Origin of the sequence: Acinetobacter sp. PK01, from assembly GCF_022819285.1 — a bacterium.
GTDB lineage: Bacteria > Pseudomonadota > Gammaproteobacteria > Pseudomonadales > Moraxellaceae > Acinetobacter > Acinetobacter tandoii.
On sequence record NZ_CP094643.1, the window covers coordinates 2392873 to 2405562 of the forward strand.

A 12690-nucleotide genomic window follows, 5' to 3' on the forward strand; every position below is an offset into this window, starting at 1 on the left:
GTATTTCGCATAATTAATCGACTCGAACCAATACCTATACAAAAAAAGCAGCTCGTAAGCTGCCTTTTGATATATCGACTTAGTTTGCCGCCAACTGCGTTGGACTTCCTACAAGCGTTTGTTTCGCTTGCTCTTGGCTTTCCGCAGAAAGTGCTGGGTTAGTCGCAACAATACGACTTGCCGTTGTTGTGGTTGCAGCACTCACTGCTGCTGTTTTTAAGATAATTGGACGTTGCTGCGCATTTGGGAAAGTATATTTAATCCCAGTACGCGGACTCATCACCGTAACATTAGTATCTTGTACCGTAGCTGCTGCGGTTGTTGCACCTTGAGCAGCTTCTACTTTGGCAACTGTTGTTGTTTCAGGCGTATTCGCCATAGCCAAAGTCGGGATTGCCAAAACAGCAACAACTAAGGGGCGTAATAATTTTTTCATTATCTTTCGCTTTTCAGGTTCCAATCAGCAACTTAATAACACTTAATAATGAACACTGCAAACCTTATTCACATCTTGAAAATATTTAACTACAGTTCACATAAGAACAAAAAACCCTTGTAGTGCTTCAAAAGATAGAAACGATACAAGGGTTTACTTTAGTCAATTGATAAAATTAAATTTTACCATGACATTGTTTATATTTTAGACCTGAACCACATGGACAAGGAGAGTTACGACTAGCTGGAGCAACGACATCTTGATCTGTAGGGTTGAAACCTAAATGTTGTTCAGAACTAATCTGCGAAGTCACTTCACCTGTTAAGCCGTCTACTTCATCGTGTGAAAGGTTTAATTGCATTGCTTCGGCTTGCGCTTGTTTTTGCGCTTCCATTGCTGCTAGCTCTTCTGGAGTCGGCACATGTACACGAGACAAATCGGTCACAACATCTGTCTTAATCACAGCCAACATATTGACGAATAAGTTGAATGCTTCTTTCTTATATTCTTGCTCAGGATTTTTTTGCGCATAACCACGTAAATGAATCCCTTGGCGCAAGTAATCCATGGCTGCCAAATGGTCTTTCCAATGGCGATCCAATGAACTCAAGACAAAATGGCGCTCAAGCATCGCTGCCGATTCAGGCCCCATTTGTTCGCGACGCGAACGATAGCGCGCGACAATCTCGTCGGTAATACGATCAACCAGCGCCTCTTCATCTAAGCGACGCTCATTTTCCAACCAGTGATTAATCGGTAAATCGACCGCAAACTCTTCACGTAATGCGCGCTCAAGACCTTCAATATCCCACTGATCGTGAATCGACTCTGGTGGAATGTAATTGGCAATCACTGCTTTCATCACTTCATGATGCATTTCTTCGACATACTCTTGCAGCGTATTTTCTGCGAGAACTTCATCACGTTGTGAATAAATAATCTTACGTTGTTCGTTATTCACATCATCGTATTTCAATAGATTCTTACGAATATCGAAGTTACGTGCTTCTACTTTACGCTGTGCATTTTCAATCGAGCGCGACACCATTTTGTGTTCAATCGCTTCGTCTTCTTGCAAGCCCATGGCACGCATCATGGCAACCACACGGTCACCCGCAAAGATACGCATCAAGTCATCTTCGAGTGACAAATAGAAGCGTGACACGCCTGGGTCACCTTGACGTCCCGCACGACCACGCAACTGGTTATCAATACGGCGTGATTCATGGCGTTCAGAACCAATAATATGCAAACCACCTGAAGCCAAGACCATTTCGTGGTTTTGTTCCCACTCTTCTTTTAAGCGAGCTTCATCTTCAGGTGTATGATTTTCAATTTTGGCCAGTTTAGCTTTCCAGTTACCACCCAAGATAATATCGGTACCACGACCTGCCATGTTGGTAGCAATAGTTACGGCGCGTGGTGAACCTGCTTGAGCAATAATATCAGCTTCACGCTCATGCTGCTTAGCATTCAGTACTTCATGCTGAATACCTGCTTCTTTAAGCTTTTCCGATAAGATTTCAGAAGCTTCAATGGTCGCAGTACCAATCAAAATTGGAGCTACACCTGCTTCATGTACACGCTGAATTTCTTGGATGATTGCATTGTATTTGCCATTACGATTCAAATAGATTAAATCGTTTTGATCCTGACGAATCATTGGTCGGTGTGTTGGAATAATCACCACATCCAAACCATAAATTTCTTTCATTTCCGCCGCTTCAGTATCTGCGGTACCCGTCATGCCTGACAATTTTTTGTATAAGCGGAAATAGTTCTGGAAAGTCGTGGTTGCCAAAGTTTGGTTTTCTGGCTGAATTTCCAAGCCTTCTTTGGCTTCTACTGCTTGATGTAGACCTTCAGACCAACGACGACCTGGCATAGTACGACCAGTGTTCTCGTCCACAATGATGACTTCACCTTCGTGGATAATGTAATGTACGTTACGTTGATACAAGAAATGCGCACGAATCGCAGCCGTCACGTGATGCACTAAGTTGAGGTTAGATGCTGAATATAAGCTCTCACCTTCAGCCAGCAATCCCATCTCAATCAATTCATTTTCAACAGTTTCAAAACCAATTTCGGTCATTTCTACCGAACGTTGTTTTTCATCAATCCAGAAATGACCGCCATCTGCAACTTTTTCTTCTTTTTGCGCATGCAGTTTTGGTGGAATGGTATTGATCGCTGAATAAAGCTGAGAAGAGTCATCGCTTTGACCCGAGATAATTAACGGCGTACGTGCTTCATCAATGAGAATTGAGTCCACTTCGTCAATAATGGCATAAATCAAACCACGTTGTTTTTTCTCAGCAAGCGCAAACACCATATTGTCGCGCAAGTAGTCAAAACCAAATTCATTGTTAGTACCGTAAGTGATATCTGCACGGTAGGCATCTGCTTTTTCCATTGGATTTTGCATGGAATAAATAATACCAATGCTTAAACCCAAGAATTCAAAGAGGGGACGGTTTAACTCGGCATCACGCTGAGCCAAGTAGTCATTCACTGTGATGACATGCACGCCCTGACCACTGATCGCATTCAAATAACACGCCAGTGTACCCATGAGCGTTTTACCCTCACCCGTACGCATCTCAGCAATTTTACCTTCATGCAAGGTAATACCACCAATCAACTGCACATCGTAATGACGCATACCCATGACACGCTTTGCTGCTTCACGACAAACTGCAAACGCTTCTGGCAATAATTTATCGAGGCTTTCACCTTTGTTATAACGTTGTTTAAATTCTTCGGTTTTTGCAGATAAGTCTGCGTCGTTTAAGGCAGATATCGTCGGCTCGAGCGCATTAATCTTGTCTACGATTTTACGCATGCGTTTGAGTTCGCGCTCATTTTTAGTACCGAAGATTCCTCCGATCAGACTTGCCAACATGAATAGACTCTCTAAATCTTGCTTGTCAATGAATAAATTTTTTCTCAGACGTTATTATGGTGCTAGAAATTTGAAGTACAAGGGTTTTGCACAAAACCAATAAAAAAATTCTGATCACTGGTTCTAGCCCCTGACCTAAGGCGAAATAATGTAGCAAATTTCGATCAGACGATATAGAGCGTTCATCTTGAATCAATAGATATTTTCACAGCGATATCCATCTTGCTTATTCATTTCTTGCATAAACAAATGCAAAAAAGCTATTTTTCATAGTAAAAGAATTGCGCGATAGTCTTACTTAAATCAAATACACAAAACAATTGAGGTAAATAAAAATGTCACTACGTTTAGGCGATATCGCACCCAATTTTGAACAAGATTCGAGTGAAGGTCTGATTAATTTTTATGATTATTTAGGTGATAGTTGGGGCATTCTGTTTTCTCATCCCGCAGACTATACGCCTGTATGTACGACCGAACTGGGCTACACTGCGAAGCTAAAAGATGAATTTGCGCAGCGCGGAGTCAAAGCAATTGCACTGTCTGTCGATGATGTCGAATCACATCATGGCTGGATTCAGGATATTAATGAAACCCAAAATACAACTGTGAACTTCCCAATCATTGCCGATAAAGATCGCAAGGTCTCCACCCTTTATGACTTTATTCATCCGAATGCCAGTGAAACATTAACAGTACGTTCTTTAGTGATTATTGACCCAAATAAAAAAGTGCGGTTAATTATTACTTATCCTGCGTCAACAGGACGTAACTTCCATGAAATTTTGCGCGTGATTGACTCCTTACAACTGACTGATCATCATAAAGTTGCAACCCCTGCTAACTGGACGCATGGCGATGATGTGGTAATTGTACCTTCTTTACAAGATGAAGCTGAATTGAAACAACGCTTCCCAAAAGGTTATACCGCAGTAAAACCTTATTTACGCTTAACGCCACAACCCAACCTAGAATAAAACGAAGGTATTTTCAGCAAGCATTTTAGCCTGTCTACGGACAGGTTATTTTTATAAATTCCTCGACCACTGCTAAGTTCCACTTGGTATTTTGATAACAGTCAGTTATAAATACAGCAAATCATTTTAAGAATAAAGACTGTGATTCATAACATTCATCATTTACATTGTGGCACCATGTGCCCTGTTTGCGGCCCCTTATTTGGGCAAAAAGGATTCCATGCTCATGTGATCTGTCATTGTTTATTGTTAGAAACGGACCGTGGATTGGTCTTGATTGATACAGGTTTAGGTATGCAGGATCTTCTTCATACCAAAGCACGTCTTGGCAAGATGATTGCGCGGTTTGGAAAAATTGAAAACAATTTAGAACTGACCGCCATCGCACAGATACAAAAACTTGGCTTTAACCCCAAAGATGTTCAGCATATTTTTGTTTCGCACTTAGACTTTGACCATGCTGGGGGTATTTCAGATTTCCCTCAAGCGACGGTGCATGTGCTGTCTTCCGAATATAATGCTACACAAAATTTGAACCATTACAAACGCAAAGCGCGTTATAAAGTAAAACAGTTTCAACAACATCGTTACTGGAACTTTATTGAACCGATTGCTAACGATGACTGGTTCAACCTCAAACAGATTCGTAATTTTGATTTATTTGAAAATGACCTGTTGATGATTCCACTCTTGGGGCATACCGCAGGACACAGTGGTATTGCTGTTCGCGACCAAGATCAATGGTTGCTTTTCTGTGGAGATGCCTACTACTCACATTTACAACTGGATGGTCAGCACAAACTTAGAACCTTAAATCAGGTCGAACAATTCTTTGCCGAAGATAATCTAGCACGTGTAGAAAATTTAAAACGCCTGCAAACTCTGTCACAAAAACATCCAGAAGTTCAACTCATCTGTGCGCATGACCCTGTAGAATTAGCCCGATACCAATGAAAATTCAAATCAGTATTCTCTATAGCTGCCTCTGTTTCAGTACGCTAAATCTTTCTGGCTGTATGACTACGCCAGCACTACCGCCTGAAGCTCGACCAACGCAATGGGGAACCTTAATCAATCAAGCTGATAATTTTTATCAAATCAGTACCGATGTCTTTCGTAGTGAACAACCCAATACAGAGATGGCATCCGCACTCAAAGCTCATAATATTGGTGTTGTAATCAATTTAAGATCGCGCCATCAAGACCCACAAAACTTAGATGCGCAAAACTTTGAGTTAGTACATATTCCCATTCATACTTGGGCTATTGATCGGGAAGATTTATTGGCTGTGATGCGCCAAATTCAATTGGCCAAAGCACAACAACAAAAAGTACTTATTCATTGTTACCACGGCTCAGATCGTACAGGTGCCAGCATTGCCATGTATCGAATTGTTTTTGAACAATGGAGTATTGATGACGCTTTACAAGAAATGAAATATGGGGGCTATGGTTTCCACCCTATTTGGCAAAACATCGAAAATTTATTTACCCCCGAAAATGTAAAATGGATTCAAGAGCAACTCTCGAATCCATCTTAAAGCATGACTGCAATGAACTAACGACGGTCTAAGGGTACCCAATCAATGACCCATGCGGACTTCATATTCAAGCTCGCATCGGTAGTAATCTTTTTACGGGTCACATCTGCGACATCACGACTTTTGGCAGGTCCAACCATAATTCGAATACCTTTCGATGTTGGACTTTGTACCACTTTATAGCCTTTTGCCTTTAACTTGGAAATGACGCTATCTGCATTGGCAGCATTGGCAGCAAGAGCCACCTGAACCATCCACTGCTTATCACCATTCTCGAGTAAATCTCGTGCCTTGTCGGCTTCAGCTTTCTTTTTCGCGTCTTCTTTATGTTTCGCTTCCGCTTCACGTAGTTTCTTTTCTTCAGCGGCTTTGGCTGTTGCTTGACGCTCTTGATCTGCCTTACGTTGTGCCTCTAATTTACGTTGAGCTTCAACTTCACGTAATTTTTTTTCTTCAGCAGCTTTTTCACGTGCTTTACGTTCCTGATCAGCCTTACGCAGTGCCTCTGCCTTAAGGTTTTCTGCACTCAATTTTTTATCAGCTTCAGACTGTTGTTGCGCCTTCTGCTGATCTAGCTTCTTTTGCGCAGTAAGTTTTTCCTCCGCCAAGCGCTTTTGCTTAGCTTTTTCATCTTCAACCAATTCAGGTGGAATATTATCTGAACTTTGTTGTGCACCCGTTCGGGCTGCATTTAATGCTGCATATTCTTCGGCTGCTTTACGTGCAGCATCCGCTTCAGCTTGCTGTTGCATGGCTAAAAATTCGGCTGCGCGGGCTTCTTGCTCTGCAACTGCCTTTTCACGAGCACGACGTTGCTCTTCAAGCAATCGTTTTTCCGTTTCAACATCAACAGTAAGACCTTGCAATTGCACCATCCCACTGTCTGATTTTGCATTTTTTTGCTGAACTTGCTCGACCAATTCAGGGTGTTTGATATTATTTTGATGTATTTCTTCTTTACCTTTCAGAAGCAAGGCTGCCAATAAAACACCACCACCTAATAAAACAACACCACCCATCCAGCGTTGTTTGTTATTCATTGACATTCTTCCAAATACTCCCAGACTGCTTCCAAAGTATGAAATGAACCACATACTAAAATCAGCTGATTATTTTTAGATTCATCGAGGGCTGATTGGAAAGCTAATTGAACATTAGTGAAATGCTGTACTGTCTGCTGTTGTAATGCATCATCAAGTTGGGCAATTTCCGCAGCTCGCGGTACCGTTAATGGGGCAATTTTCCACATTAAAATACTATTTTTTAATGACTCAACTACAGATTTAATATCTTTATCAGCCAACATTGAAAAAACAGCAACCACTTCTGTGTATTGTTTATTGTATTTTAGGAAATTTCGCAATTGCTTTAACAAAAAATCAACGCCATGTGGATTATGTCCCGCATCAAAAATCACGGTTTTATCTGCAATTTGACGAATCTCAAAACGCCCTGACAGTTGTGCCTGTTGAATACCCTGCGCAATTGCTTCCTGTCGAATCTCCAACCCACTCAACAAAACAGCGGCAACAGCGGTAGAAATATTTTCTAATGCCAAACGACCAAGTGGTAATTTTAAGGTGGTTCCAGAAGATGCAAATAACCAATGTTGGCCATCTTCACTCAGTCGATAAAAATAATCGCGTTCAGCAGCAAATAGCGGTGCATGACACTCTTGTGCTTTTTTGGCAATCGCTTCTGGTAAACTTTGCAATCCACCAAAAATAACAGGAATATTAGATCGAATAATGCCAGCCTTTTCATAGGCAATTTTTTCGATGGTATCGCCTAACCAATCTGTATGGTCTAAACCAATATTGGTAATGACTGCAACATCTGGATCAATCACATTGACCACATCCAGACGGCCACCTAGCCCTACCTCAAGCACCCAGACATCACAGGCTTGCTGTTTAAAAATCAAGAAAGCGGCCAAAGTGGTCGCTTCAAAGAAAGATAAACTCAAATTGCATGCACGACGTGCCTGATCGACCTGAACAAAAGCATCAATCAGACTTTGGTCATCGACTTCTTGACCTGCCAGTTTAACCCGTTCATTAAAACGATAAATATGCGGTGACTGATAAAGTCCAACCTTGTAGCCTTGGGCATTTAAAATAGCAGCCAAGGTCGCTGTGGTTGAACCTTTACCGTTGGTGCCAGCAACCGTAATCACTTTCGCTTCTGGTTGCGTTACACCCAACATTTCAGCGACGGGAACGACGCGTTCTAAACCTAAATCAATCCCCGTAACGTGAACATGGCCCCAATACGAGAGCCATGTGTCTAAATTATCTTGTGCAAGTGGTGCAGTGTTGTTCAAGGTAAATTCATCAATTTGGTCACAATACGATATACAGTATCACGTAATGCATGACGATGAACGATTTGATCGACTACACCATGATCAAGCAGGTATTCAGCACGTTGGAACGGTTCTTCCAATTTCTCACGTACTGTTTGCTCAATTACACGTTTACCCGCAAAACCAATCATCGCTTTTGGCTCTGCAATATGCACATCACCTAACATTGCCAATGAAGCGGTTACACCACCATATACAGGATGGGTTAATACCACGATATATGGTAAACCTGCCTCTTTTACACGTTGAATCGCTGCTGAAGTACGTGCCATTTGCATTAAAGACAACATACCTTCTTGCATACGTGCACCACCAGATGCTGCAAAACAGATGAATGGTTGTTTAAGTGCAATTGCGCGTTCAGCTGCTTGTACAAAACGATCACCAACGACTGTACCCATTGAACCGCCCATAAAGTCGAATTCAAAAGCACATGCGGTCATTGCGACATCTTTCAATGTACCTTGCATCACGATTAAAGCTTCAGATTCACCTGTTTTCTTTTGCGCTTCAACCATACGTTCTGGGTAAGGCTTGCTATCGACAAATTTAAGTGGATCTTTCGCAACAAATTCTTGACCTAGTTCCGTTTTAACTTGGTCAAAGAACCATGTTAAACGATCACGCGCTTTCATGCGTAAATGTTCGTCACACTGTGGGCAAACATAAGCATTAAATGTCATTGCGGTGCGTGTCACCAATGCATGACATTCAGGACATTCAACCGTTGGTTCGGTAAATGTTGCTTTGAGTGCTTGTTGCTCATCGGGAACTTCAATACCTGGAACGCCACGTTCAGTCCACGGTGTCGATGGGCTAAGAATTTTCCCTGATTTCACTTCTTGATTCATACTAACTCATCGAGCGCTGCTCGAAGCTCCTTGACTTTATTAACCGTTTCAACAACGGCTTGTTCTGGTGTCAAGCTCGCAAATTGTTTTACAAATGCACTGCCGACAATCACAGCATCGGCTACACCACCCATTGCTTTCGCAGAAGCAGCATCGCTAATACCAAAACCGACACCCACAGGGATATCCGTCTCTGCTTTAATTTTTTGGATACGTGCTGCAGCTTCAGAGACATCTAAAGTTGCTGCACCTGTTACTCCTTTCAAAGATACATAATAGATAAATCCGCTGGCTTGCTTTACTACATGACGAATACGTTCATCTGTAGAAGTTGGTGCAAGTAAGAAAATTTGATCCATTTCGTACTTTTTCAGGACATCATCCAGAGCTTTAGCTTCTTCTGGCGGTAAATCGACCAGTAAGATGCCATCCACACCACATTCATTGGCATAGGCTACAAATTTTTCATAACCAATGACTTCAACAGGATTTAAATATCCCATTAAAACAACAGGTGTTTCTTGATCTTTTTGACGGAACTCTTTCACCATATTCAGCGCATCTAAGGTATTGGTTCCACCAGCCAAAGCACGCTCAGCGGCTAAAGCAATGACTGGACCATCTGCCATAGGGTCTGAAAATGGGAGCCCAAGTTCAATAACATCTACGCCCGCCTCAACCATTTGATGTAACAGAGGTACTGTTACTTGTGGATGAGGATCTCCAGCCATCACATAGGAAACTAGCGCTTTACGCTGTTGAGATTTAAGTTGTCCAAAACGAGTGGCTAAACGTGACATAGGGTTGTACTTTCCTTGAATTATTTAAAACTGAGGAGTTGGTTTTGTAGAAATACAAGACGATGCATTGTAACGCTATTTTTTGCACCTTGAATAGAGTTCATGCACTTCCCTTGAATTTCATACGACATCACATGATTCAGAACAACCCGAAAGCTACATTTACTAATATTTGGCGAGTTTTCTCAATGATCAAAGATGCCTAATTTTCGCTTTTATACAGATCGAACCAACTCAAGAAAATGGCAATTTTCTTGAGCAAAGTCTACAAACTGCCCTACTCGAGTTTTACATTTTAATTTTAAGAAATGATTAAAGCTCCATTATACTGTGCGCACTTATTCGCTGTTTCCTAACATTTATGACCTCCGACCCACAGGGCAAAGTGCAAGCCCGAGCGCTTGCACTACTCCCCCTTATTGTTTTTTTGGCTATCTTTTTAGGTAGCGGAATTTATCACTCCCTGATTGGCACCGAATTTGCCTTTTATCAAATTAAAGCGCCTGTGGCTGCTCTACCTGCGGTTATCCTTGCAGTACTAATTTTTAAGGGTCACCTGAACCAAGCCATTGAAACCTTCCTAAAAGGAGCAAGCCACCCTAATTTAATCTTAATGTTTATGGTGTTTATGCTGGCTGGGGCCTTCGCGAGCACCAGCAGTGCAATTGGCAGTGTAGATGCGACCGTCCAACTTGGGCTATCACTCATTCCTCCTGCTTTTGTTCTCCCCATGCTGTTTGTCATCTCTGCCTTTATTGCAACGGCTATGGGGACTTCTATGGGCACCATTGCGGCCTGTGCACCAATTGCTTTTGGCTTTGCCCAAGTGACTAATATTGAAACCGTGATGGCGATTGGTGCTGTGGTGAGTGGTGCGATGTTTGGTGACAATCTATCTATGATTTCAGACACCACGATTGCAGCAACCAGCAGTCAAAAAGTGCAACTCCGTGATAAGTTCCGGGTCAATATTTGGATTGCAGGGCCAGCGTCTATCATTACCATTCTAGTATTTATTTTGATGAGTAAGGATTCTCAAGCCATTCAATATCAAGACTATGATTTATGGTTAATTCTTCCTTATGTTGCCGTTTTTTTCTTGGCTTTTAGTCGCTTACACGTTTTAGCGGTTCTAACCATTGGCATTATGATTTCTGGTGTAATTGGTTTAATACAACAGAGCGGCTTTACTTTACTAAAATTGAATACCTCAATTTATGATGGCTTTGTGGGCATGTTTGAAGTGGCATTGCTCTCAATGCTATTGGGTGGCCTATCAAGCATCATGCAACGTGAAGGTGGCTTAGAATGGCTGATTCAGCGAATTTATAGCCTGACTCGTCTGTTAAAAGTTGGACAACAACGTGCTAGCGAGCTGGGTGTCAGTTTTTTGGTCATCTTCTCGAACTTGTTTGTTGCCAATAATACGGTCGCAATTATTTTATCGGGTGATATGGCCCGTGAAGTAGCGCAAGAGTATGGGTTAGATCCGAAACGTGTCGCTGCCCTCATGGACATTTTCTCTTGCGTGATACAAGGTTTGATCCCCTATGGTGCTCAACTGCTTTTGGCATGTTCCATCGCCAAACTCTCCCCTGTCGAGCTGATTGGTCATATTTACTATTGTTGGGTCTTGGCGATTTTTGCCATTTTAGCCATCGTACTACGCTACCCGAAATTGAATCAAAAGACGATCTAATCAAACTTGCTCAATTCCAGCGGTTCAATGAACCGCTTTTTTATCTCATTCACGCAGCTTGAGTTGTTGTCGACGAACTAAAAGCGTCTGTCCTGTTGCCGTCTTATAAGCACGTGCCAAAGCTGACTGGTCTGAATACCCCAGTGCTAAAGCCACTTCGCTCAAACTCATTTTTTGCTGTAGCAAAATATCGCAACGTTTCATTCGTTCCGTTTCAATAATTTTTTTAAATGAACTGTCAAATTCACTGAGCTGCCGCTGTAAAGTGCGTACCGATAAATGCAGCTCTTGCGCTACCCATTCCAGCTTTGGCACATCTTGATGAAATACTAAATACTCTGCCACAAGTGTATGTAAATGGGTCATGAGCGTGATATGCGCAGATTTTGCTGCAATCACCTCTTCGGCATGTTTAAGTAGCAAATGATTAAGCGATGGGTCGGGTTGCTGAGACTTCAGTAATAAACTTTCACGATTCAACTCTAAGGCATAACGCACTTGATGAAAAAATACATCACAGCCATAAAAACGCTGATAATGATAAACCGCACAACGTGGCGCATGCGCAAAATATAAATTTTTCAATGCGAATTGATCAAAAGAAAAAATCTGTCGAGCCAATTGCACCATTGCAGCAACAGTCATTTCATTAATCAGTACATGCTCGCTGTGAGAAAATCCCCAATGGATATGAATGCTCTGATCTACTTGTGACATATGCATAGGCAGCGTTTCCTGCCCATCAATCACTAAACGGTTAAAACGCAAGATAAACTGTAAAGCTTCTGCGACACTGGTACTTTTCGATGCGATGTAGCCCAATACACCAAAATGTTCAGGTTGTATATGCTGCACAATATCGAAAATAAGATGAGGGCAGTTGAGTTGCTTTTCTGTTTGTTGTATTAAATCAATAAATAAAGCATACGATGATTGCGCATCAATTGGTTGTGATAAAATGTAATGCAACTGTTGTTTTTGCACCGTTGAGAAAGGAAATGCAAAACCATCAATATGACGTGATTTAAGATAGCTGTGCCATAGATGAAAAAAGCCATTCGGAATTTGTAATGTATACATGGCTCTACCTGTCAGTTTGACATTTTTTTATTTTCG

11 protein-coding genes are annotated in these 12690 nt (G+C 41.8%); 4 read left to right on the plus strand and 7 right to left on the minus strand.

Annotation, left to right across the window (positions count from 1 at the left end; all coding sequences use genetic code 11):
* Positions 1-79: 79 nt before the first annotated feature.
* Together MP622_RS11300 and secA are read right to left on the minus strand one after the other, a co-directional pair.
* Positions 80-436, minus strand: a complete 357-nt coding sequence (locus MP622_RS11300; protein WP_044738746.1) for a hypothetical protein — start codon at positions 434-436, stop codon at positions 80-82.
* A gap of 175 nt (positions 437-611) precedes the next feature.
* On the minus strand, positions 612-3341 hold the full coding sequence (gene secA / locus MP622_RS11305; protein WP_243791014.1) for a preprotein translocase subunit SecA: 2730 nt from the start codon (positions 3339-3341) through the stop codon (positions 612-614).
* 335 nt (positions 3342-3676) lie between these two features.
* Here secA and MP622_RS11310 point away from each other — a divergent pair, with 335 nt between their 5' ends.
* The 3 genes from MP622_RS11310 to MP622_RS11320 all read left to right on the plus strand — a co-directional run bounded on the left by MP622_RS11310 (position 3677) and on the right by MP622_RS11320 (position 5859).
* Positions 3677-4318 carry a peroxiredoxin gene (locus tag MP622_RS11310; protein WP_044738744.1) on the plus strand — a complete coding sequence of 214 codons (642 nt, stop codon included), beginning with the start codon at positions 3677-3679 and terminating at the stop codon, positions 4316-4318.
* A gap of 141 nt (positions 4319-4459) precedes the next feature.
* Positions 4460-5272, plus strand: coding sequence for an MBL fold metallo-hydrolase (locus MP622_RS11315; RefSeq protein WP_035301906.1), 813 nt, complete (start codon positions 4460-4462; stop codon positions 5270-5272).
* Complete coding sequence (locus MP622_RS11320) at positions 5269-5859, plus strand: dual specificity protein phosphatase family protein (protein ID WP_243791016.1); 591 nt, start codon at positions 5269-5271, stop codon at positions 5857-5859. Before MP622_RS11315 ends, MP622_RS11320 begins: the two co-directional genes overlap by 4 nt.
* Before the next feature lie 17 nt (positions 5860-5876).
* Here MP622_RS11320 and MP622_RS11325 read toward each other — a convergent pair whose 3' ends face one another.
* The 4 genes from MP622_RS11325 to trpA are packed head-to-tail and all read right to left on the minus strand — an operon-like array spanning position 5877 to position 9875.
* Positions 5877-6905: an SPOR domain-containing protein gene (locus tag MP622_RS11325; protein ID WP_171069603.1), complete on the minus strand. Its 1029-nt coding sequence runs from the start codon at positions 6903-6905 to the stop codon at positions 5877-5879.
* Complete coding sequence (gene folC, locus MP622_RS11330; RefSeq protein WP_243791017.1) at positions 6896-8182, minus strand: bifunctional tetrahydrofolate synthase/dihydrofolate synthase; 1287 nt, start codon at positions 8180-8182, stop codon at positions 6896-6898. Before folC ends, MP622_RS11325 begins: the two co-directional genes overlap by 10 nt.
* On the minus strand, positions 8179-9075 hold the full coding sequence (gene accD, locus MP622_RS11335; protein WP_116761552.1) for an acetyl-CoA carboxylase, carboxyltransferase subunit beta: 897 nt from the start codon (positions 9073-9075) through the stop codon (positions 8179-8181). Before accD ends, folC begins: the two co-directional genes overlap by 4 nt.
* A complete protein-coding gene (gene trpA / locus MP622_RS11340; protein ID WP_016168168.1) occupies positions 9072-9875 on the minus strand; it encodes a tryptophan synthase subunit alpha in 804 nt (267 codons plus the stop codon). Before trpA ends, accD begins: the two co-directional genes overlap by 4 nt.
* A 361-nt stretch (positions 9876-10236) precedes the next feature.
* Between trpA and MP622_RS11345 the strand changes: the two genes are divergently transcribed.
* The gene (locus MP622_RS11345; protein ID WP_243791019.1) at positions 10237-11574 is read left to right on the plus strand and encodes a Na+/H+ antiporter NhaC family protein; all 1338 of its coding nucleotides are present in this window, start codon (positions 10237-10239) and stop codon (positions 11572-11574) included.
* A gap of 45 nt (positions 11575-11619) precedes the next feature.
* On the opposite strand, the gene MP622_RS11350 is transcribed toward MP622_RS11345, so the two are convergent.
* Positions 11620-12654: an AraC family transcriptional regulator gene (locus MP622_RS11350; protein ID WP_016168170.1), complete on the minus strand. Its 1035-nt coding sequence runs from the start codon at positions 12652-12654 to the stop codon at positions 11620-11622.
* Between the last annotated feature and the right edge of the window lie 36 nt (positions 12655-12690).